The sequence below is a fragment of the Serratia sp. G204Y genome, from assembly GCF_051172435.1.
Lineage (GTDB): Bacteria > Pseudomonadota > Gammaproteobacteria > Enterobacterales > Enterobacteriaceae > Serratia > Serratia sarumanii.
Window position 1 is genome coordinate 265,527 of the sequence record NZ_JBPIZA010000001.1, and the last position, 22,522, is coordinate 288,048.

Genomic DNA, 22,522 nt, shown 5'->3' on the forward strand with positions numbered 1-22,522 from the left:
CGGCCGATTAAGGAGTCGTGGAACGTGCAACAGAACCGAACCTCTCATCTCGGTTTGATTTTCATTCTGGGCCTGTTGTCCATGTTGATGCCGTTGGCGATCGACATGTACCTGCCCAGTATGCCGGTGATCGCCGCCCAGTTTGGCGTCGAGTCCGGCAGCGTGCAGATGACGCTCAGCGCCTATATGCTCGGCTTTGCCTTCGGGCAGCTGTTCTATGGGCCGATGTCGGACAGCATCGGCCGCAAGCCGGTGATCCTGTGGGGAACGCTGATCTTTGCCATCGCCGGCTGCGCCTGCGCCATGGCGCAGTCTATCGATCAGCTGATCGGGCTGCGTTTCCTGCACGGTCTGGCCGCCGCCGCCGCCAGCGTGGTGATTAACGCCCTGATGCGCGACATGTTCACCAAGGATGAGTTCTCGCGCATGATGTCGTTCGTCATTCTAGTGATGACCATCGCGCCGCTGCTGGCGCCAATGATCGGCGGTGCGCTGCTGCTGTGGTTCAGCTGGCACGCCATCTTCTGGACCATGGGTGCCGCGGCGCTGATCGGTTCACTGCTGGTGGCCTTGTTCATCAAGGAGACGCTGCCGAAAGAGCGGCGTCAGCGGTTCCACCTGCGCACCACGCTGGGCAACTTCGGTTCGCTGTTCCGCCACAAGCGGGTGCTGAGCTACATGTTGGCCAGCGCCTTCTCGTTTGCGGGCATGTTCTCGTTCCTCAGCGCCGGGCCGTTCGTCTACATCGAACTGAACCACGTTTCGCCGCAGCACTTCGGCTACTATTTTGCGCTGAACATCGTCTTCCTGTTCCTGACGACGCTGATCAACAGCCGCAACGTGCGGCGGTTCGGCGCGGTCAAGATGTTCAAGCTGGGGCTGCTGGTGCAGCTGGCGATGGGGCTGTGGCTGCTGGCGGTAAGCGCCGTCGGCCTGGGCTTCTGGGCGCTGGTGATCGGCGTAGCGGTCTACCTGGGGTGCATCGCGATGATTTCCTCCAACGCCATGGCGGTGATCCTGGATGATTTTCCGCATATGGCGGGCACCGTGTCTTCCCTGGCCGGCACGTTGCGCTTCAGCATCGGCGCGCTGGTGGGGGCGGTGCTGTCGATGGCGCCGGGCAAAAGCGCCTGGCCAATGGTCACCTCGATGGCGCTGTGCAGCATCGTGGCGGTGCTGTTCTACGTTTACGCCAGCCGGCCGCGCGATCGCGCAGCCTGACGTTCTCCCGACTCGGGGCGTTTCGCCCCGCAGCGTCATGGGGTTGCGCCCTGCCATTTCAGGGTGCAACCGGCAATGAATAATTTGTTGCTAAATATATGCCTGCTAATTAATCGGTCATTTCCCATCTGTGTGCTTTTTGTTAAAAAACTCCGCCATCGTGCCGCCCGATATTCCCCGGGAGGCGCGGCGTTCTGTCGGCTGCGCCGCGCGAGTGGTTTGTATTAGGGTTGATGTAAATCAAGGCATTAGCAGGAGAGGCTGCGCTAACGTGGCGGGTGAAATGTTTCTTCAATGTAAAAATATGGCGACGGAAAAGTAGTCGCATTGCAAGAAAAAAGAGTTGAGATCGCTGCGGGAAAGGGTTACATATAACGCAAAAATGCGAGCTGAGTCGCAAAATGCCGTGAAATAACACCGCACGGCGCGCCAAAAAATGGCGCGGCATCGGCAAGCACGGGGTCAGGTTAATGGTTTGCGGCAAAATTTACATTTAAATAACATTTGTGCGCGGCAGAGTCGGGAGTCAACGGCTATAACTTAGTAACCCTGTCAGGTAAAAGTGTTTCACCTTTTCAAACTAGGGATTTCATGTGGAGAGTATCCAACTTTCGGTAGTGCATCGCTTGCCGCAAAGTTATCGTTGGCTATCCGGTTTCACCGGCGTGAAGGTCGAACCGATTCCGTTTAACGGAATAGACGAAGATAACAACCTGATTGGGCTGAAGTTGCTCAGCCATGAAGGGGCCGAGGCCTGGCAGGTAATGCAACAGCTCAATCTGTCGCTGCAGGAGATTCAGGTCGACTGCGCGATTGTCGAATGGGAAGGAGAACCTTGCCTGTTCGTGCAGCGCAGCGACGAGAGCGCCACCATGTGCCGCCTGAAAAACGTCGGCGCCGCGATCGCCGAACCGCTCAGCGCGCAATACCCTTTCTGAATTCGCCGCTAATCCGCTAACTGCAGCAGTTGACGGGTATAGTCGGCGGCGGGCGCCGCGAAAATCGCCCGACAGTCTCCCTGTTCAACCACTTCTCCCTGTCGCAGCACGATGACCTGGTGGCATAGCGAACGCACCACCTGCAGGTCATGGCTGATGAACAGATAAGCCAGCCGGTGGCGTTGCTGCAGCGATTTCAGCAGCGCCAGGATCTGCGCCTGCACCGATTTATCCAGCGAAGAGGTCGGCTCGTCGAGGATCAGCAGCTGCGGCTGCAGGATCAGCGCGCGCGCGATGGCGATACGCTGGCGCTGGCCGCCGGAAAACTCGGTGGGATAGCGGTGGCGCAGCTGCGGATCCAGGCCGACCTCCTGCAACACCTCGATCACGCGCTGTTCCCGCTGCTCGGCGCTAAGCTGCTGGTGCACTTCCAGCCCCTCGGCGATGATCTGCTGCACGTTCAGGCGCGGGTTCAGGGCGGAATAGGGATCCTGAAAGACGATTTGCATCCGGCTGCGGTAGGGCAGCATCTGCTTCATCGTGAGCGGGTGCAGCGGTTCGCCGTCGAACCAGATGGCGCCCTGCGAGGCCAACAGGCGCAGCAGCGCCAGCCCGGTGGTGCTTTTGCCCGAGCCGGATTCCCCCACCAGCCCCACGCTTTCCCCGGCCCGCAGCTCGAAACTCAATGATTTCAATGCATAGTGATAATCCACCGTGCGGCGCAGCAGGCCGCGGCGAATGGGGAAGCGCACCTGCAGGTTCTCCACCTTGAGCAGCGGCCGCTCGTCGCCGGGGCGCCCGTTGGCCGCGGCAGGCAACGGCAGCGGTTCACCGACGTCTTCGGCGGCCAGCAGCTGCTGCGTGTAAGGATGCTGCGGCCGGCTGAACAGCCGCGCGCGGGCGTTTTGCTCCACGCAGCGCCCCTGGCGCATCACCGCCACGTTGTCCGCCAGGCGGCGCACGATATTCAGGTTATGGGTGATGAACAGCAGCCCCATGTCCATCTCTCGTTTCAATTCTTGCAGCAGCGTCAGGATCTGCGCCTGGATAGTGACGTCGAGCGCGGTGGTGGGTTCGTCGGCGATCAGCAGTTTCGGTCGGGTCAACACCGCCATGGCGATCATCACCCGCTGGCGTTCGCCGCCGGACAGCTGATGCGGATAGTCCTGCAGCCGGCTTTTGGCCTGGCGGATGCCGACGCGCTCCAGGCACTCGACGATCTCCGCGCGCGCGGCATCGCGCCGCAGGCCGCGGTGCAGCATCAGCACTTCCGCCAGCTGTTTCTCGATGGTGTGCAGCGGGTTAAGCGACACCATCGGTTCCTGAAAGATCATCGCGATCTGATTGCCGCGCACCTTGCGCAGCGCCGTTTCCGGCGCATGCAGCAACGAGTCGCCGTTGAACAGAATGTCGCCGGCAGGGTAAACCACCGGCGGCGCGGGCAGCAGGCGCAGTATCGACAGGGCGGTGACGCTTTTGCCGGAGCCGGATTCCCCTACCAGCGCCAGCGTTTCCGCCGGCGCGATTTGCAGCGAGAGTTCGTTGACCACCGGCGTGACGGTGTCGCCCTGGCGGAAGGCGATGCTGAGATCCTGAATAGCGAGCAAAGGAGTGGCCATATCAATGCGCCTTGCTGGGGTCAAAGGCGTCGCGCACCGCTTCGCCGATAAAGATTAATAACGACAGCAGCACCGCCAAGACCAGGAAGGCGGTGATGCCGAGCCACGGCGCCTGCAGATTGTTTTTGCCTTGCAGCAGCAATTCACCGAGCGACGGCGAACCGATCGGCAGACCGAAACCGAGGAAATCGAGCGACGTCAGGGTAGTGATCGAGCCGCACAGGATAAACGGCAGGAAGGTCAGCGTCGCCACCATGGCGTTGGGCAGCATATGGCGGGACATGATCACCCGATCCGGCACGCCCATGGCGCGCGCGGCGCGGATGTAGTCAAAATTGCGGGTGCGCAGGAATTCGGCGCGCACCACCCCCACCAGGCTCATCCAGCCGAACAGGATGGTGATGCCGAGCAGCCACCAGAAATTGGGCTGGACGATGCTCGACAGCAGAATGATCAGAAACAGCGTCGGCATGCCCGACCACACTTCGATAAAGCGCTGCCCCCACAGATCGAAGCGCCCGCCATAATACCCTTGCGTCGCGCCGACGCACACGCCGATCAGGCTGGAAAACAGCGTCAGCGCCAGGCCGAACAGCATCGAGATGCGAAAACCGTACAGCACCCGGGCCAGCACGTCGCCGCCGTTGCTGTCGGTGCCCAGCAGGTTGTGACGCGAAGGCGGCGAGGGGAAGGGCACTTCGGTGGCGAAGTTGATGGTGTCGTAGCTGAAGCGGATCGGCGCCCATACCGCCCAGCCGTGCCGTTCGATCTGCCGCTGCACGAACGGATCCTGATAGTCGGCTTCGGTATTCAGTTCGCCGCCGAAGGCGGTTTCGCTGTAGCTAATCATAAACGGCAGGTACAGCCGGCCTTCATAACGCACCAACAGCGGTTTGTCATTGGCGATCAGATCGGCGGCCAGGCTCAGGGTGAACAGCACCAAAAAGATCCACAGCGACCAGTAGCCGCGGCGGTTGCGGCGAAAGCGCGCCCAGCGCGCCTGGTTGATCGGGCTAAGGCGGCTCATTGGCGGGCCTCGAAGTCAATGCGCGGATCGACCAGGGTGTAGGTGATATCGCTGAGGATATTCAACAGCAGGCCGATCAGGGTGAAGATATACAGCGTGCCGAACATCACCGGGTAGTCGCGCTGCAGCGTGGCGTCGTAGCCCAGCAGCCCCAGGCCGTTGAGCGAGAACATCACCTCAATCAGCAGCGAGCCGGTGAAGAACATGCTGATAAAGGTGGCCGGAAAACCGGCGATCACCAGCAGCATGGCGTTGCGGAACACGTGGCGGTACAGGATCTTTTTCTCATCCAGCCCCTTGGCGCGGGCGGTGGTGACGTACTGCTTGCGGATCTCGTCGAGGAACGAGTTTTTGGTCAGCATGGTCAGGGTGGCGAAGCCGCCGATCACCGTCGCCAGCACCGGCAACGTGATGTGCCACAGGTAGTCGGCGATCTTCGCCGGCCACGAGAGGGTGTCGAAGTTGCTGGAGACCAGGCCGCGCAGCGGGAACCAGTCGAGGTAGCTGCCGCCGGCGAACAGCACAATCATCAGGATGGCGAACAGGAAAGCCGGAATGGCGTAGCCGATGATGATCAGCGTGCTGCTCCAGGTATCGAACGCGCTGCCGTTGTGGACGGCCTTGCGGATGCCGAGCGGGATCGACACCAGGTAGATGATCAGCGTGCTCCAAAGACCCAGCGTGATGGAGACCGGCAGGCTCTGGCCGATCAGCTGCATCACCGAAGCGCCGCGAAACAGGCTGTCGCCGAAGTCGAAGCGCATATAGTTCCACAGCATGGTGAAGTAGCGCTCGTGCAGCGGTTTATCGAAGCCGTAACGTTGGGTGATCTCGGCGATCACCTCCGGATCCAGACCGCGCGAACCGCGGTATTGGCTGTCGCCAGCCGCGATGCCCGCTCGGGCATGGCCCAGGCCTTCGCTGACGCCGCCGCTGCCAAAACCGCTGCCGTGCCCCAGCTCAATGGCGGCGATGGCCTGATCGACCGGGCCGCCGGGGGCAATTTGCACGATAAAAAAGTTGATGGTGATGATCGCCCACAGCGTGGGGATCACCAGTAACAGTCTGCGTATCAGATAGGCCGCCATTCCGACTCCTTATTGCCGTTGAGCCGGTAAACGCGCCGCCTTGTTGACGTCGTACCACCAGTTATCGAAGCCGATCGCATAGGCCGGGCGGATCGACGGCGTGGAGAACTTGTCCCAATAGGCGTAACGATCGTGGTTGGAGTACCACATCGGCAGCATGTAGTTGTTCCAGGTCAGCACCCGATCCAGCGCGCGGCCGAGCGGCAACAGGGCCTTTTCGTCGCCCTGATGGGCGGCGATTTGCCTCACCAGGCTGTCGACCGCCGGATCTTTGACGCCGGCCGTGTTGTAGCTGGAATCGATGTACTGCGAATCCCACAGGATTTGCAGATCGGCGCTGGGGAACGGCATCGCCATATATACGGTCGACATCATGTCGAAATCGCGTTCACGCATGCGACGGGTGTACTGCGAGGCGTCAATTTCGCGAATTTGCATCTCGATGCCCAGCCGCTGCAGGTTGTGGCGGAAGGGTAATACGTACTGGAAGTTGCTGCCGCTCAGCAGCATCAGTTCGAAGGTGAACGGCTGGCCGGTTTTGGCGTTGACCAGCTTTTGATTTTTGACCACCCAACCGGCTTCTTTCAGCAATTGGGTCGCCTTCAGCAGGTTTTGCCGATCGTTGCCGCTGCCGTCGGAGGAGGGCGGCTGGTAGATGCTGGTAAACACCTCCGGCGGTATCTGGCCTTTGAGCGGCGCCAGCAAGGCCAGTTCGGCGGCGTCCGGGTAGCCGCGGGCGGCGTAGGCGGTGTTTTGGAAATAGCTGTCGGCGCGCTGATAGGCGTTGTAATACAGCGCCTTGTTCATCCAGTTGAAGTCGAAAGCCAGGCCGATCGCTTCCCGTACCCGACGATCGGCGAACAGCGGTTTTTGCAGGTTGAACGCCAGCCAGCGGGTATTCTGCGCCGCCTGATTGGTCTCATCCTGCTTGATGATGTAGTTGCGCGCGAAGTTGCCGCCCTGATACTGGGTGGCCCAGCTTTTGGGCGACGGCTCGATGCGGAAATCGTAAGCGCCGGCCTTGAAGGCTTCCAGCGATACTTTATCGTCCAGGTAATAATCGTAGCGAATGCTGTCGAAGTTGTAGCGGCCGCGGTTCACCGGCAGGTTGGCGGCCCAGTAGTCGCGCACTCGCTGGTAGGTGATGTACTGGCCGAGGCGGTAATCGGCGATTTTATACGGGCCGCTGGCGAGCGGCGGGGTGCTGAGCGGTTCGTTGAGCTTATGGTTTTTCCAGAAGCTTTCCGGCAATACGCGCAGGCTGAGCAGGCTGAGGATTTGCTCACGGTTGGCTTTAGGCAGCTCGATGCGCACCGTCAGCCGGGAAATGGCCTTGACCGTGACGCCTTTGTAATAGGAGCGAAACTGCGGTACGCCTTCGGTCATGAATTTATTGAAGGTAAAGGCCACATCGGCGGCGGTGATCGGGCTGCCGTCCTGGAAGCGGGCGCGGGCGTTGATATCCAACTCCATCCAGCGCATGTCGGCCGGGAAACGGGCCGATTCGGCAATCAGCGGATAATAGCTGCCGGGTTCGTCGTCGGAGTTGGTGAACAGCGTATCGTACAGCTCCATCGTACGTTCGCCGGGCACGCCGCGGGTAGCGAAGCGGTTGAAGTTGTCGTAGGTGCCGATGGCCGCCAGCCGCACGTCGCCGCCTTTGGGTGCCGCCGGGTTGACGTAGTCGAAATGGCTGAAGTCGGTGGCGTATTTCGGTTCACCGAGAAGGGCGAAAGCGTAGCTTTCGTTGAGGGCTTCGGCCCGCAGACCGAAACTCAGTGCCGAGAGCACCAGAGCAGCGAAAATGCGCACGGACATCAGACGGTAAGCTCCTGCTGTGGAATAAAGTACAACCTGCGCCCAGCATAACATTCTTCGGGCGGGCGCAGGGTAAAGATGCTTAAAGACTAACTATTTATTTGCCTGATAATCAAAGACCTGATGAGCATTGCAGTAAGCGACGAAATTGTCGATGCTCAGCGGCTTGCTGAAGTAGTAGCCCTGCATGAAGTTAACGCCGTGTTCTTGCAGGAACTGCATCTGCTCGGCGGTTTCCACGCCCTCGGCCACCGTCAGCATTTTCAGCTTTTTCGCCAACGAGATCACCGCATCCAGCACCGGCGCGGTGACCGTGTCCTGGCCGATGGTGTTGACGAAGCCACGATCGATCTTCAGGTAATCCATGGTGAAGCGCTCAAGATAGATCAACGCGCTGTGCCCGGTGCCAAAATCGTCCACCGCGATCTCGATGCCCTGTTTGTGCAGCCAGTCAAACTCCGCCAGCGCACTCTCTTCTTCCACCATGCCGCGCTCGGTGATTTCAAACACCAGCGTAAAGTAATCGCCCGGCAGCTGCGTCAACAGTTCATACACGTCCTGGTGGAACGACGGCGCGCTCAGGTGGGCGGGGGAGATGTTGAGCCCGACCTTGCCTCCCCGCGGCAGCGCTTTGGCGAGCTGCGGCGCATCTTCGGCGATCAGCCTGAACAGGTGGCGGGTGAGCGGCACGATCAGCCCGTTGCTTTCGGCGTAGGGGATAAAGACGTCGGGCGGGATGCGGCCTTCGATCGGATGCTGCCAGCGGATCAGCGCTTCCAGCCCGCCGATGCTGTTGCTGTCGGTATGGAACACCGGCTGGTATTCGATAAAGAACTCGTTGCGCTTGATGCCGCGCAGCAGTGCGCGTTCCGGGCTTTGCCGCAGCAGCAGCATGTAATAGCAGAGTACGCCGATCATCAATGACAGCACCAGGCTGCCCAGCAGCGTCAGGCGAATGTCGTTGGGGGTCAGTTTCTCGTTGTAGAACAGGATGGTCAGCGGCAGATTGGGCAGCGTCAGTTTATCCGCCTTGCCCTTCGGCAACTGATCGACCGGCATCAGGTTCGGGCTGAAGGTGGTCAGCGCGCGGTTGCCCATCACGATGGCGATGCCCGGCGCCTGTTCGTCGTGCGAGGTGAACAGCAGATAGGGCATCAGATCGATGTCTAGCGTAGCGAGGATGCCGGTGGCCTTTTCGTCGGGATGCCGCAGCCAAACTGCAACCGCCGGTTTGTTCGGCACGATCGGCGTGCCCTGCTGCAGCTTGAGATCCAGGGGCAGATTCCAGTCGATATCCTGGTAGAGATTTTTCATCGGCAACATCATGTCGCCGGTGGCGGAAGAGCAATAGGCGTAGCCGTCTTTCACCAACAGGAAGGTGCGCACGCCGCTGGTAAAGGCCGCCTGGTAGGTAATGTCCGACTGGCTTGAGAGGCAAGGCTTGGCCAGCAGCGGCATCATTTGCTGCATCACCGTCTTCAGGTGCGAGATATAACCCAGCGTGAACTTTTGCGTGCGCGCTTCGACCTTATGTTGATATTGCGTGCGCTGGTGGTTAATCAAAGAAAGCGTGACCGCGGTGAAGAGCGTAAAAAATACCAGAGCGGCGACGCCGCTTTTAGCCAGGCTACGCTGTCGGTGAGATACGCTGCGGGCAAAAGCTCTTTTCAAGCCCATAACCGAGTCCTCTGCAACAGGGCGTCAGGGGTGTCGCGCAGCCATTTAATGGATTGTGCCAACGGCTTTTTTTTCATTTTTGCCTTTTTATCCCGTACCAACCGGCGGCGTTGTTTAAATATGCGGCGTCGCCGACAGAAATATAATGCGCCTATTTTAAGCGGAAACATTTTAAATAACGCCGGGGCGCCGTTGCCGTCATCTGACGATAATAGGCGAGTTTTTCCTCGATGGCGCGATTTCCTGCCAACAGTTTATCAAAATAATGGCGTGCGGCAGCGTTAAGCGGAGAAAGATGGCGATAAGGCAGGGAGCAATCTTGATGATATCTGTTAGACAACCAAAAAAAACGCCGCCCGTAGGCGGCGCTTATCGCTCGTTTGGTATTCAGGATCTTCAAGGCATTGCGCCGTTAACCGTTGGTCAACACCCGGCGCGCTTCTCGATAACGTTTATTCCAATAGTTATCGGTCAGCTTGGAAATCATGACCCCACTGCTGGTGGAGGCGTGAACGAACTGATCGTTGCCTAAATAGATGCCGACATGGCGCCCGGTGGAACCTGCGCGGAACAGCACCAAATCGCCGACGCGCAGCTTGGTGCGCTGGATTTTCTTGCCGAGATCTTCCTGTTCATAGGTAGAACGCGGTAAATCCATGCCGAACTGTTCGCGGAAGGTGCGTTGAACAAACGCCGAGCAATCGATGCCGCGCTTGCTGTCACCGCCTAAACGGTAGCGAACGCCTTTCCAGTCCGCGTACTGATCCATAATCTTTGACTTGACGTCAACGTTGCGGACCATCGCTTCGAATTCATCCTGAGAGGCTTGCAGTAAAAGACCGTCTTTGTCATTAACTGCACGCATCTCAGTTTGTGCGTTATTCAAGTTCGAAGTGTGAGTCGAGCTGCATGCGGAGAGCATAACCGCAGCGGCAATTGCAGGGACTACCCGCAAAAAATATCTCAGAAACGGTTGAGATTTGACCATTGTTGTTGTTTTCCCTTGAAGTCCTTAGCGACGAAAGTCGCTACCTGAAAAATGCCAAACGAAACGAGCCTAGTCCGCACCTGTTGCATCGACAACCAGTTACCGTTGAAAACGTGCGAGAACGCACATTTTTATCGGATTCCATACTGATTCGACTTAAACCAGGCACAAACGCATCTGAGATTACCGGAACAAATAGGGGATTGCGAGCCTTTTTCCCGTCTTTTTTATATGAATTTGTGATGTAACATAATGTAAATCTTCATATAAAAAACGCCAATTGTCCGATGTATGAATCTGGCGTGAAATCAGGTTGCAAAAGCGTTAACGGGCGGTGACGATATTTTGCGCTCAGCGAAGGGATTAAGGCCGGAAGGCGAGCGCCTCCCGGCATGAGTCATAGACGCAAGTTATGGTTGGCCGGGGCGATGCTTGCCGGGCAACAGGCGATTCAACCGATCGACGATCCAGTCGCTGCAAGGCGTCATCAGCACCCAGCTGGCGCCAACCAGCACCACTGACAGCGAGCCGACGGCGATATCGGTAAACCAGTGGGCGCCAATCATCACGCGTGGCAATGAGAAGAGCAGCGTAATCAGCAGGGCGACGGCGAAGGCGCGGCGGCCGAAATAGCGCAGCATAAAGCAGGAAAAAATAATCAGCATCATGCCGTGGTCGCCGGGGAAGCTGTCGCTGGAAGCGTCCTTGGTGGGGATGCCGGTCAGCTCGCTGACGCGATAGATATTGTCGAAGGTCAGGGTGGGGCTCGGATGCTTCACCGGCAGCAGGTGGCCAAGCTGGTTCAGCACCACGGCGGTCAGCAGCATCACCACGCCGGTGATCACCAGGCGGCGGCGGCCGGCGGCGTCCTGCTTCAGGTAGAAGTACAAATACAGCAGGCCCATGGCGAGCAGCGAAATCACGTCAAACGCGCGGTTGTTGGTGATGGCGACCAGGTGCAAAAACGCCGGGTCGGTGGCCAGATGGCGGTTAAAGAAGAAAAAGATCGCCGAGTCCAGGGTAAACCAGCCGCCGTGATTGGCCGGCAGGAACCAGGACAAAAACAGCGCAACGCCCAGTAAGTTGAAGAGGATAATGAGGGGTAAATTGCGGCGTGTCATGACATAACCTGTTGGCAAAATGAAAACGAAATAAAACCCGGCCGCCCTGCGGCAACCGGGGGGCAACGGTACGGGGTCTAACTTAAACGAATCTTAAACAAGGCGGATTGCAGGGCGTTCCAATCGGCATTTTCGCTGTGGATAAGCTCAATTCGGCTGTCGAGCGGCGCGACCGGGCGGGTTTCGATGTTGAGATCCTGTCCCTGACGATTGATCAGCAATGTGCCTTCGGGGATGCGCACCGCGCCTTTGGCGCGTTCTACCGGCGCGAGTCGCACCCATTCCATAAAGCCGACGGTGTCGAATTGGGTGTCGCCGTCAAAAATCCAGCCGCAGCTGGTGAAGCCTTGCCCCTCGTTCAACGCTCGCCGCCAGCGGGCGTGCTCCGGCAGCCGCAGCGCCGCCAGCCCCTGCGTTTTCGCCTGACCATGATGATGCTGCGCGTCCGGCAATTCTGTACGATTCGTGCGCGGAAGTGACAACAGCGCGACATCCGCTTCGCCTTGCGCGATGGCATAACAGGGCCGCCGCAGCGGATCTTGCGCCCTCCAGGCCTCCAGCGCCCGCCTGTCTTCCGGCTGATAGGTATCGCTTTTGCTGGCCAAAATAACGTCGGCCGCGGCCAGCTGATCGCGGAAGTTTTCGTTGTCGCGGTAGCGGGGCTGGCTGAGCTGGCGGGCATCCAGCAGGCACAGGGTGGCCTGCAGATCGATCCAGCCGGCATAGCTCTCCTGGGTCAGCAGCGACAGAATTTGTTTCGGATGCCCGAGCCCGGTCGGCTCGATCAGCAGCCGATCCGGTTTGGCCTGCTGTAACAGCATATTCAAGCCCACCTGCATCGGCAGGCCGTTGACGCAGCACATGCAGCCACCGGGGATCTCTTTGAGCACCGCGCCGCTGTCTGCCAGCAGCGCGCCGTCGATGCCGATCTCGCCGAATTCATTGACCAATACCGCCCAGCGCTCATGTTCGGGTTTATGAGCCAGCAAATGGCGGATAGTGGTGGTTTTACCGCTGCCGAGGAAACCGGTAATCAAATTGGTTTTGGTCATTAATAATTCCTGGAGCAAAAATTAACCTGCTTAATAAATGAGTTACGCAGCCTTATCGGTGAAACCGCCGCGATTTAATTTGTGCTCTATCTCGCAAATTTTGCACGTCACCATGCGCTTTTCAACCGACAAAATCCACCGTTCATAACAAGAAAATTCTTAGATAAAACCCTGTATTAGATGCGGTTAACTTTTGTTAGTAGCTTGTTTTTACATTGTTAATGACGCGATTAACGATCAAATCTCGTCCCTTTCCTTGCGATTATTCCTAACAAGATCCTCTATGGTTAAATTGGCTTAACTAAAAATGAGGTTGCCATGAATACCTTTCGGTTATTTTTGATCGTAGGAATGTTGTTTTCATGGACGGCAGTGAGTTATGCAGGAGTGGCCGGCGGGGTAATTCGCTTCGTCGGTTCTATCGTTGAAAGTCCTTGCACGGTCAATATTGCAGATTCTAAGGCGAATACGCAATGTTACCGCAACGGCCAGCGTTATCAGGCCCAGCAAGCGTTGTCAGGTTTTGATACTACACGCAAAGAACTTCCGCTAAATCTAGGCACAACCGAAATGAAGTGGGTAGACCAACAGAAGAAACTCGCTGTTATGACGGTCGTTTATCGTTAAGTCGTTCCGCCATGCCGGCGTAACGTTACGCCGGCATGGTTATTCTCGGCCCTGCAGGCTTCTCACCGCAGCACCCACTCCTTCACCGTTTCACGCGCACCGCGATCGCGCAGCGACAAATAGGCTTGCGTCACCGCGTCGGCAAACGCCGCATGCGTTGCCAGCGATTCGCCGAACACCGATTTCAGCGCCAGCAGCGCCGTTACGCGCCGCCGATCGTCCGGCGTAGCGGCAATAGTCTGTTGCAGCGCGTCTGCCAGCGGATCGCGAATGTCGATCGGCTGACCGGCGTCATCGACGCCGCCGACGTAACGCATCCAGCCCGCCACGCCCAGCGCCAGCCCGCTATAGTCGCCGCCGTGCCGCAGATGCCAGCGCACCGCGTCCAGCATGCGCTGCGGCAGCTTCTGCGAACCGTCCATGGCGATCTGCCAGGTGAGGTGTTGCAGAGCCGGGTTGCTGAAGCGCGCGATAAGCTGTGCGGCGTAGTCGGTCAGACTGATGCCGGTAACGCTCAGGGTGGGCGCCTGTTCGTCCAGCATCAACCGCAGGGCGGCGCGACGGTAGTGTTCATCCGCCATGCACTCGTTGATATAGCGGTAGCCACCCAGGTAGCCGAGGTAAGCCAGGAACGAGTGGCTGCCGTTCAGCATGCGCAGTTTCATGTGCTCAAACGGCAGCACATCGCTGACCAGCTGGGCGCCGGCCAGCTCCCACGCCGGGCGTCCGGCGGCGAAGTTGTCTTCCACCACCCATTGAATAAAGGGCTCGCAGGCGATGGCGCATTCGTCGCGCACGCCGCCCAGCGCGGCGGCAATCTCATCCAGCGTGGCTGGCGTGGCGGCCGGCACGATGCGATCCACCATGGTGCAGGGGAAGGTGGCGGCAGTGGCGATCCAATCGGCGAGCGACGGATCCCGCGCCTGCGCCAGATCGAGCACCGCCCGGCGCAGCACGTGGCCGTTCTCCGGAATATTGTCGCAGGAGAGCAGGGAGAAGGCGGGCAGGCCGCGTTCGCGCCGCAGCCGCAGCGCCTCCACCAAAATGCCGGGCACGGTCTGCGGCTGATGCGGCGTCGCCAGATCGGCGACGATCCCCGGATGCTGCCGATCCAATCGCCCGCTGCCGGGCTCGATGCAGTAGCCTTTTTCGGTGATGGTCATCGAGACGATCGCCACCTGCGGCTCGGCCAGTTTCTCCAGCACCGCGGCGATGCCCTCCAGCTTGCGGTGCAGGCTCTCATGTACCGCGCCGATCACGATGGCCTGATGGCCGTCCGCGCCTTTCTCCAGCACGCTGTACAGATGATCCTGTTGCCGCAGCGCCTCAAACAGCGGCACGCCGCCGGACAGGCTGATCTCGCAGATGCCCCAGTCGCCGCCGTGGGCGTTCAGCACCCGATCGGTCAGCAGCGCCTGATGCGCGCGGTGGAACGCGCCGAAGCCAAGGTGCACGATGCGGCTGCGCAGAGCCCGGCGGTCATAGCCCGGCTGCCGGACGGCGCCCGGCAATGGGGTGTTGGCGATCGTTTTCATCTCATCTCCAAAGCGTGTAAGACAGCTGGCGGGCCAGTTGCGCCAAGTTAGCAGACCAGTTTTCTGCCACATCGGCAGGGGGGCGCCGGCGATAAAAAACTGCGACCAGTGTAAGGATGTCGGCCAGCTAAAGGAATTGGTCAGTCCAAAATAAGCCAGAATCGTGAAGTGGATCAACCAATGAGGGGTTCGGTTTTGACAGCGCAGGGCGAAAGAGTAAGTTAAAGGTAACTGACATCTAAATTAAACTGGTATAACAGCATCGCGGTGCGAGACAGGCATAAGGACAAAACATGGAACAAACATGGCGTTGGTATGGCCCGAACGATCCGGTCTCTTTGGATGACGTGCGTCAGGCCGGGGCGACCGGGGTGGTGACGGCGCTGCATCATATCGCGAACGGCGACGTCTGGCCGATCGATGAGATCCGCGCGCGACAGGCGCTGTTGGCGGAAAAGGGGCTGGTGTGGTCGGTGGTGGAGAGCGTGCCGGTGCATGAGGAGATCAAAACCCACAGCGGCGACTGGCGGCGGTACATCGCCAATTATCAACAGTCGCTGCGCAACCTGGCGGCCTGCGGCATCGACACCGTCTGCTACAACTTCATGCCGATCCTCGACTGGACGCGCACCGATCTGGCCTATCCGCTGCCGGACGGTTCCAAAGCGCTGCGCTTCGATCAGATCGCCTTCGCCGCGTTCGAGCTGCATATCCTGCAGCGCGCCGGCGCCGAGGCCGATTATACGCCGAAAGAGCGCAGTCAGGCGGCGGCCTATTTCGCCGCCATGAGCGAGGAGGAAAAAAACCGGCTGACCGGCAACATCATCGCCGGGCTGCCGGGGGCGGAAGAGGGCTACACGCTGGAACAGTTCCACCGCCGGTTGGCGGAGTACGATGGCATCGACAAGGCGCGGCTGCGCGAGAACATGGCGGTCTTTCTGCGCGCCATCGTGCCGGTGGCGGAAGAGGTCGGCATCAGGCTGGCGGTGCACCCCGACGATCCGCCGCGGCCGATCCTCGGCCTGCCGCGCATCGTCTCCACGATTGAAGACATGCAATGGCTGAAGCAGACCGTCGACAGCATCTATAACGGCTTCACCCTATGCACCGGTTCCTACGGCGTGCGCGCCGACAACGATCTGGTGCGGATGATTGAAACCTTTGGCGATCGCATTCACTTTACCCACCTGCGCGCCACCTGCCGCGAGGAGAACCCGAAAAGCTTCCACGAAGGGGCGCACCTGCAGGGCGATGTGGACATGGTGGCGGTGATCGAAGCGATCCTGACCGAAGAGTTGCGTCGGCAGCGGGCGGGCGATCGGCGGCCGATCCCGATGCGCCCCGATCATGGGCATCAGATGCTGGACGACTTGAAAAAGAAAACCAATCCGGGCTATTCGGCCATCGGGCGGTTGAAAGGGCTGGCGGAGCTGCGCGGCGTCGAGCTGGCGCTCAAGCGGCGTTTTTTCCCGGAGTTGCCGTAGCGGAAAATGAAACGGGGCCGAGACTCGGCCCCGCTGGCGCGACTAGTCGGCGCGGCTCATGTAGCGGCGTTCGGCGATATGAATGCGAATTTTGTCGCCGGCGCTGAGGTATTCCGGCACGTGGATCACCAGGCCGGTCGCCATGGTGGCCGGTTTGTTGCGGGCGCTGGCGGAAGCGCCTTTGATGCCCGGCGCGGTCTCGACGATTTCCATATCCACGGTCTGCGGCAGCTCCAGCGCCAGCACCTGGCCGTCCAGCGTCAGCACCTGCATACCCGGCAGGCCGCCTTCCGGAATGAACAGCAGCTCGTCTTCGATCTGGTCTTTCTTGAAGATGTACGGGGTGTAGTCTTCGTCATCCATGAACACGTATTCTTCGCCGTCGATATAGGAGAAGTTCACCTTGCGGCGCGACAGGGAAATGGTGTCCAGGATATCGTCGCCCTTGAAGCGTTCTTCCACTTTCAGGCCGGTGCGCACGTCGGAGAAGCGCATTTTGTACAGGGTGCTGGCGCCGCGGGCGCTTGGGCTCTGCACGTCGATATCTTTTACCAGCAGCAGCTTGCCGTTGTAGCTGATCGCCATGCCGCGCTTAATTTCGTTAGCTCTTGCCATTTCAATTCATCCGCAATGAAGAGTATTAGAGAAGTTGCGACAAGGTACTCGCGCCGCCGATTTCAGGCAATAGCCCGGCGTAAAAACAGTGCGGGAAAGGGAGGGCGATCGCCCTCCCGTCGGGGATTAGCGGAAGACCGGCAGCAGGCCGAACAGCGAAAGAATATGCGCGGCGGCGTTGATCAGGCCGAACAGGATAACGAACAGGATCACGCCGTTGCCGCCCGGTGCACGGTAACCGGCCTGCGGGTGGCGGCGGCGGCTGGCGCGCGCCATCAGCGCCGGCACGATCACCGCCCAGACGGTGGCCGCCAGCCCGGCGAAACCGATGGCGTACAGGAAACCGTTCGGGAACAGCAGCGCGGCCAGGGTCGGCGGCACAAAGGTCACCAGCGCGGTCTTGCTGCGTCCGACGGCGTCGTCCTTGAACTTGCAGAAGTCTGCCAGGTAGTCGAACAGGCCCAGCGACACGCCGAGGAACGAGCTGGCCAGCGCCATATAGGAGAAGGCGTTCAGCAGTTGGCTGACGGTCTGGCTGCTGGAGACGTTGCCCATTTGCTTGAGCAGGCTGCCGATGTTGCCGCCCTCGGCGATCACTTGCTTAAAGGCGTCGCGCGCGATATTGCCCTGGATCACGTACTGCCACAGGATGTAGATAGCCAATGCCAGCAGGGTGCCGTACACCAGGCTGCGCACCACGGAGCCGCTGTCCTTATGGTAATACTTCACCAGCCCGGGAATGTTGCCGTGGTAGCCGAACGAGGTCAGCAGGTAAGGCAGCGCCGCCAGGGCGTAAGGCAGATAGCTGGCCTGGTCATCGCCGGTGTTGAACAGCACCGCGGGCTGTACGTGGGTGAACATGTCGCCCACCGACATCACGAAGGTGATCACCATACCGCCGATTAAAATGGTGCTCAGGCGGTCGACCGCGCGGGTGGAGAGCCAGACGATAAACGCCACGACCAGCGCGAACACCAGGCCGGCGGTGGTCTGGCCGACGCCGACGATGCCCTCCAGCGTGTGGGCGATGATCGAGCCGCCGGCGGAGATATAGGCGTAGGTCAGGATGTACAGCACGAACGCCACCGACAGGCCGTTCACGGCGTTCCAGCCTTTGCCCAGCAGATCCTTGACCATGGTATTGAAGCTGGCGCCGATCGGGTAGTGCAGCGTGGCTTCGAGGATCATCAGGCCGGAAAGTAACATGCAGGCCCAGGTATACACCAGCAGCGCGACGGAGCCGCTGAACCAGACACCGGAAGTGACGATCGGAATGGAAAACATGCCGGCGCCAACGGCGGTTCCGGCAATGATCATCGCGCCGCCGAGGACGGAAGGGCGGGCCAGTTTCTGGATGGTGTCCGTAGACATGCGTGCTCCTGGGGGATGGGTTCTTTTGTACTAGCTCAATGGTACATGGGCGCATGGCGCATGTAAAGCGTGGTAATTGCACGCTTCACGCGTTTTTGTCTTTAAATCAAGGTTTGTTGGGCGTTTTTTCGCCATAGGATGCAGCCGGCCGGCGCAGGGCGATGAGTGTAAAGATCGCGGGGGCGCAGGGATTCTGCTGGCGGCCGCCGCGCGCGGCTGCTATTGTCGCGCTTCTTTTCCCCAGCCCACCAGGAGTAGCGCTGATGGACTGTCGCAGCGACTGCGGCGCCTGCTGTATCGCGCCGTCAATATCCAGCCCGATCCCCGGCATGCCGAACGGCAAGCCCGCCAATACCCGCTGCATTCATCTGGATGAACGGCTGCGCTGTGGCCTGTTTCATTCGCCGCTGCGGCCGAAGGTGTGCGGCAGCCTGCAGCCGAGCCGCGACATGTGCCACGATCACCGCGATCAGGCGCTGATTTATCTCGCCAGGCTGGAAGCGGACACCGCGCCTTAAGCTTCCCTCAACCGCCACAGACACAGCGTCGCGCCTGCCGCCATCGCAAGCGCGGCGTAAAACACCGCATGGTAATTCCAGATTTCCGCCACCGCACCGGCGATGGCGCCGGCGATGACCCAGCCTACCCGAATGGTGTTGGTGAACAGCGTGGTGGCCGTGCCGGCCTGACCGGGCATCAAATCCTGAAAGTAGAGCATGCCGATGCCCGCCAGCACGCCGATAAACGCCGCATTCAGCAGCTGCAGGGCAATCAGCGGCCAACTGCCGGTGATAAACAGCAGGCCGCAATAGAACAGCACGCCGGCGACCACCGCCCCGCGCATCAAACAACGCTTGCCGCAGCGTTTCGCCACCATGCCGGCGATCAGCATGATTGGGATCTCCAGCCCGGCGGCGGCACCCATCAATATCCCGGCCAGCCGCTCCGGCAGCCGCAGCTCGTGCACCACATACAGCGGCATGTTGATCAGGTACATGCTGTTGGCGGTCCACATCAGGGTGCAGGCGACGAACAGCAGCAGCGAATCGCGGCGATGCTGCCGCGGTGCGGCCAGGGGCGCGTTCGTCGCCGCGGTTTTCGGCATCGAAGGCAGCCGCTTCCACACCAGCAGGCCACACAGCACAAAGGCCGCCGCGCCCGCCAGATACATGACCTTAAAGCCGAAGCCCAGCGCCAGCGCGAAGGCGATCGGCGGGCCAATGACCCAGGCAAGGGAAACCTGGGCGCGCATGATGGAGGTGAACATCACCGCCTCGCGCCCGGTGCGATCGGCATGCTCGCGCGCCAGCGCAAACATCTGCGGGTTGGCGGTGGAGCCGAAGCTGGTGAGCAGCACGCCGACGAGCAGCAGCAGGTAATAGTTGCGGCTCCAGGCGAACAGCGTGAACCCCAGCGCACCCAGCATGCAGCAGAGGAAGATCAGTGATTTGCGGTCGCCTTGTTTATCCGAACGGCCGGCGAGAAACTGGCTGACCAGAATGCCGATCACCGCGCTGCCGGTAAAGAACAGCCCGACCAGCGCCGGCCGTACCTTGACCTCGGTTTCCAGAAACAGGCTCAGCGTCGGGGTTTGCAACGCGCAGGCGATGCCGGTCAGAAACGCCACCGCCAAAAAGGCCAGCGAAGTGAGATCGGGCGCGCGTCGCGTTACTGCGGATGAAGTCGGCATGGCGGTTGATAATTCGTCGAAAAAGGGAGGTCGCGCGCATCATACGCCCGTTGAAATGAAACGCAAACCGCTCCCTTGCGGCGAAGGGTAAGCGGATATGTCGCGCGGCGACGAGAAAAAAGGGGCGCGTTGCGCGCCCCAGTTTATCGCGGGTTATCGCGGGATCAGGCGCCTTGCGGCACCGCGTGCGCGGTATTTTTCAATACCGGCCCCCGATACTTCTCGATCTGCAGCTGCGCCATCTGCCCGCAGTTGCCCTGCGCCAGGCTGGAAGAGCCGATGTCGAAGGTCAGGCAGTTGACGTTGCCGTTCTTGCACAGCGAGCCGGGCTGCGCCGGATCGGCCGGATCGAACCAAGCGCCTTCGCTGATGCGCACCACGCCCGGCCGCACGTCTTCGCTGACCACTGCGCCCACCAGGATCTGGCCGCGATCGTTGAACGCCCGCACCAGATCGCCGCCGCTGATGCCGCGCGGCTGCGCGTCCTGTGGGTGGATCAGGATCGCTTCACGATCCGCTACCGCGTATTTCTCGCGCAGCGGCGTGTTGTCGAGCTGAGAGTGCAGCCGGTTGGTCGGGTGCGCGGTATTGAGCGACAGCGGATACTTGGCCGCTTCCGGCCCGCGGTACCACTCGTGCGGCGGCATCCAGGTCGGGATGCCGGGGCAATCCTCGTAATGCATTTTGGCGATGGCGTCGGAGTAGATCTCGATCTTGCCCGACGGCGTGCCCAGCGGGTTCAGCAGCGGGTTGTCGCGATAATCGGCAAAGCGCACCCACTGCTTGTTGGCCTCCGGCACCGGGAAGCGCACGTAGTTGTTGGATTGCCAGAACATGTCGAACGGCGGCAGCGCCACCCGGGCGGCGCGCGCCTGGTTTTTCATGTCGTCGTACATGCCTTTCAGCCACTGGGTTTCGTCCTTGCCCTCGGTAAAGGCCTCCTGCACGCCCAGCCTGGCCGCCATCGCCGAGAAGATGTCGAAGTCGCTGCGCGACTCGTGCTGCGGCGGCACGCATTGATGCATTGGGAACACGTAGAGCTGCGAATAGTCGCCGCCCATTTCCAGATCGTTGCGCTCGTAGCTGGTGGTGGCCGGCAGCACGATGTCGGCATGCTTGGCGGTGGCGGTCCAGTAAGGCTCGTTGACCACGATGGTGTCCGGCCGCTGCCAGGCTTTGACCAGGTTATTGGTGTCCTGATGCTGGTGGAAGGTGTTGCCGCCCGCCACATACACCATTTTCACCTCGGGGTAGGTGACCTTGGCGCCGTTGAAGTCGATGGTTTTGCCCGGGTTGCTCAGGCATTCGGCGATGCGCGCCACCGGGATCGGCGCCGGCGAGTTCTTCGGCGCGTTGCCGGCGGAGATGCCGGCGATGATGCCGCCCTTGGCGGTCGGGCTGCCGCCGGAGGAATAGTGGTAGCTGAAGCCGAAGCCGCCGCCCGGCAGGCCGATCTGGCCGAGCATCGCCGCCACCGTCACCAGCAGCCAGTGCTGCTGTTCGCCGTGGTGCTGGCGCTGAATGCCCCAGCCGCCCATGATCATGGTACGGTGTTTCGCCATCTCGCGCGCCAGTTGGCGCAGCGTGTCGGCATCGACGCCGCTGATGTCGGCCGCCCATTCGGCGGTTTTCGCTACGCCGTCGCTCTCGCCCAGCAGGTAGGCCTGGAACTTGTCGAAGCCGACGGTGTAGGTTTTCAGGAAGTCCGGGTTATGCAGCTTCTCGGTCAGCAGCGTGTGGGCGATGCCGATCAGCATGGCGCCGTCGGTATAAGGGCGCGGGGCGATCCACTGCGCATTGACGAACTTGGCGCTGTCGCTGTGCACCGGATCGATGCTGATCACCCGGGTGCCTTTCTTCTTCAGCGCCTCGAAGCCGGTCTGGCCGACGTGATCCGGCACGTTCCAGCTGTTTTTCAGCGTGACCATCGGGTTGCAGCCCCACAGGATCACCAGCTCGCTGTTCTCAATTACGTTCGGCCAGGCGGTCTGCTGTTCGTAGACCTCCATCGAACCGACCACGTGCGACATGATCACCTGCGCCGCGCCGGTGGAGTAGTCGCCGGCGTAGCCGAGGAAACCGCCGGTCAGGTTCATCAAGCGTTGCAGCAGCGTGCGGCTGTTGTGCAGCATGCCGACGCTTTTCCAGCCGTAGGAACCGGCGTAGATCGACTGCGGCCCGTGATCTTTTTGCAGGCGAGTGATCTCATTGCACACCAGCTCGGTCGCTTTGTCCCAGCTGACGCGCACCCACTCGTCGCGGCCGCGCAGCTCGGTGCGGCTGCCGGGGCCGCCCTCCAGCCAGCTTTTACGCACCATCGGGTATTTGATGCGGTTCTCGGCGTGCACCTGATAAGGCGCCATGGCGATCAGCTCATTCGGATACGGATCGTCCTGCACCGGCTGCACGCCGACCATCTTGCCGTCCTGCACGATGGCCTCGAACGCGCCCCAGTGGGCGCCGGTCAGAATGCCTTTTTGCGCCTGACGCAAGGCGATGAACTGCGGCAGCGCTTCGCTGATGGCCTGCGCCAGCGCCGCTTTGGGCCATAAGCCCGCCAGCAGCGGGGCGGCGGCCAGCGCGGCGGCCCCGGTCAGGAAGCGGCGGCGGCTCATGGTTAACGGTTGTTGGTTGCTCATTGCGCTTCTCCC

19 protein-coding genes are annotated in these 22,522 nt (G+C 60.5%); 5 read left to right on the top strand and 14 right to left on the bottom strand.

Annotated features, from left to right (window positions below; translation table 11 throughout):
* The first annotated feature begins 24 nt into the window (after window positions 1-24).
* A complete protein-coding gene (locus ACSBQQ_RS01290) occupies window positions 25-1,221 on the top strand; it encodes a Bcr/CflA family multidrug efflux MFS transporter (RefSeq protein WP_060388052.1) in 1,197 nt (398 codons plus the stop codon).
* Between the two features lie 593 nt (window positions 1,222-1,814).
* Window positions 1,815-2,159: a YejG family protein gene (locus tag ACSBQQ_RS01295; protein ID WP_004935763.1), complete on the top strand. Its 345-nt coding sequence runs from the start codon at window positions 1,815-1,817 to the stop codon at window positions 2,157-2,159.
* Window positions 2,160-2,167: 8 nt separating this feature from the next.
* Here the strand turns inward: ACSBQQ_RS01295 and yejF are convergent, their stop codons facing one another.
* The 9 genes from yejF to ACSBQQ_RS01340 all read right to left on the bottom strand — a co-directional run bounded on the left by yejF (window position 2,168) and on the right by ACSBQQ_RS01340 (window position 12,549).
* Window positions 2,168-3,778 (bottom strand): microcin C ABC transporter ATP-binding protein YejF, encoded by a 1,611-nt coding sequence (gene yejF, locus ACSBQQ_RS01300; RefSeq protein WP_060427718.1) that lies wholly within the window; start codon window positions 3,776-3,778, stop codon window positions 2,168-2,170.
* Window position 3,779: 1 nt separating this feature from the next.
* Complete coding sequence (locus tag ACSBQQ_RS01305) at window positions 3,780-4,805, bottom strand: ABC transporter permease (protein ID WP_015378535.1); 1,026 nt, start codon at window positions 4,803-4,805, stop codon at window positions 3,780-3,782.
* Window positions 4,802-5,893, bottom strand: a complete 1,092-nt coding sequence (locus ACSBQQ_RS01310) for a microcin C ABC transporter permease YejB (protein ID WP_048321818.1) — start codon at window positions 5,891-5,893, stop codon at window positions 4,802-4,804. Before ACSBQQ_RS01310 ends, ACSBQQ_RS01305 begins: the two co-directional genes overlap by 4 nt.
* A gap of 9 nt (window positions 5,894-5,902) precedes the next feature.
* Window positions 5,903-7,711 (bottom strand): extracellular solute-binding protein, encoded by a 1,809-nt coding sequence (locus ACSBQQ_RS01315; protein WP_039565061.1) that lies wholly within the window; start codon window positions 7,709-7,711, stop codon window positions 5,903-5,905.
* 93 nt (window positions 7,712-7,804) lie between these two features.
* Window positions 7,805-9,388, bottom strand: a complete 1,584-nt coding sequence (locus tag ACSBQQ_RS01320) for a cyclic di-GMP phosphodiesterase (RefSeq protein WP_039565063.1) — start codon at window positions 9,386-9,388, stop codon at window positions 7,805-7,807.
* 151 nt (window positions 9,389-9,539) lie between these two features.
* Window positions 9,540-9,788 (bottom strand): hypothetical protein, encoded by a 249-nt coding sequence (locus ACSBQQ_RS01325; protein ID WP_126171814.1) that lies wholly within the window; start codon window positions 9,786-9,788, stop codon window positions 9,540-9,542.
* Between the two features lie 12 nt (window positions 9,789-9,800).
* Window positions 9,801-10,376 carry a bifunctional murein DD-endopeptidase/murein LD-carboxypeptidase gene (gene mepS / locus ACSBQQ_RS01330; protein ID WP_033635277.1) on the bottom strand — a complete coding sequence of 192 codons (576 nt, stop codon included), beginning with the start codon at window positions 10,374-10,376 and terminating at the stop codon, window positions 9,801-9,803.
* Window positions 10,377-10,786: 410 nt separating this feature from the next.
* On the bottom strand, window positions 10,787-11,497 hold the full coding sequence (locus tag ACSBQQ_RS01335; RefSeq protein WP_043147725.1) for a phosphatase PAP2 family protein: 711 nt from the start codon (window positions 11,495-11,497) through the stop codon (window positions 10,787-10,789).
* A 77-nt stretch (window positions 11,498-11,574) separates the two neighbouring features.
* Window positions 11,575-12,549 carry a CobW family GTP-binding protein gene (locus ACSBQQ_RS01340; protein ID WP_033648007.1) on the bottom strand — a complete coding sequence of 325 codons (975 nt, stop codon included), beginning with the start codon at window positions 12,547-12,549 and terminating at the stop codon, window positions 11,575-11,577.
* 318 nt (window positions 12,550-12,867) lie between these two features.
* Here ACSBQQ_RS01340 and ACSBQQ_RS01345 point away from each other — a divergent pair, with 318 nt between their 5' ends.
* A complete protein-coding gene (locus ACSBQQ_RS01345) occupies window positions 12,868-13,176 on the top strand; it encodes a type 1 fimbrial protein (protein ID WP_060427720.1) in 309 nt (102 codons plus the stop codon).
* A 62-nt stretch (window positions 13,177-13,238) separates the two neighbouring features.
* On the opposite strand, the gene ACSBQQ_RS01350 is transcribed toward ACSBQQ_RS01345, so the two are convergent.
* Window positions 13,239-14,711: a mannitol dehydrogenase family protein gene (locus ACSBQQ_RS01350; protein WP_060426047.1), complete on the bottom strand. Its 1,473-nt coding sequence runs from the start codon at window positions 14,709-14,711 to the stop codon at window positions 13,239-13,241.
* A gap of 293 nt (window positions 14,712-15,004) precedes the next feature.
* Between ACSBQQ_RS01350 and uxuA the strand changes: the two genes are divergently transcribed.
* Window positions 15,005-16,195: a mannonate dehydratase gene (gene uxuA / locus ACSBQQ_RS01355; RefSeq protein WP_060426045.1), complete on the top strand. Its 1,191-nt coding sequence runs from the start codon at window positions 15,005-15,007 to the stop codon at window positions 16,193-16,195.
* A 42-nt stretch (window positions 16,196-16,237) separates the two neighbouring features.
* Here the strand turns inward: uxuA and yeiP are convergent, their stop codons facing one another.
* Both yeiP and mtr read right to left on the bottom strand, forming a co-directional pair.
* A complete protein-coding gene (gene yeiP / locus ACSBQQ_RS01360; RefSeq protein WP_004935725.1) occupies window positions 16,238-16,810 on the bottom strand; it encodes an elongation factor P-like protein YeiP in 573 nt (190 codons plus the stop codon).
* 126 nt (window positions 16,811-16,936) lie between these two features.
* Window positions 16,937-18,181 (bottom strand): tryptophan permease, encoded by a 1,245-nt coding sequence (mtr, locus tag ACSBQQ_RS01365; protein ID WP_060427722.1) that lies wholly within the window; start codon window positions 18,179-18,181, stop codon window positions 16,937-16,939.
* Window positions 18,182-18,444: 263 nt separating this feature from the next.
* Between mtr and ACSBQQ_RS01370 the strand changes: the two genes are divergently transcribed.
* Window positions 18,445-18,699 carry a YkgJ family cysteine cluster protein gene (locus ACSBQQ_RS01370; RefSeq protein WP_015378527.1) on the top strand — a complete coding sequence of 85 codons (255 nt, stop codon included), beginning with the start codon at window positions 18,445-18,447 and terminating at the stop codon, window positions 18,697-18,699.
* Here ACSBQQ_RS01370 and ACSBQQ_RS01375 read toward each other — a convergent pair.
* Together ACSBQQ_RS01375 and torA are read right to left on the bottom strand one after the other, a co-directional pair.
* Window positions 18,696-19,871: a sugar efflux transporter gene (locus ACSBQQ_RS01375; RefSeq protein ID WP_060426044.1), complete on the bottom strand. Its 1,176-nt coding sequence runs from the start codon at window positions 19,869-19,871 to the stop codon at window positions 18,696-18,698. The genes ACSBQQ_RS01370 and ACSBQQ_RS01375 overlap by 4 nt on opposite strands.
* Window positions 19,872-20,035: 164 nt before the next feature.
* Entirely contained in the window at window positions 20,036-22,510 is a 2,475-nt protein-coding gene (torA, locus tag ACSBQQ_RS01380; RefSeq protein WP_033648002.1) for a trimethylamine-N-oxide reductase TorA, read from the bottom strand.
* Window positions 22,511-22,522 lie beyond the last annotated feature (12 nt).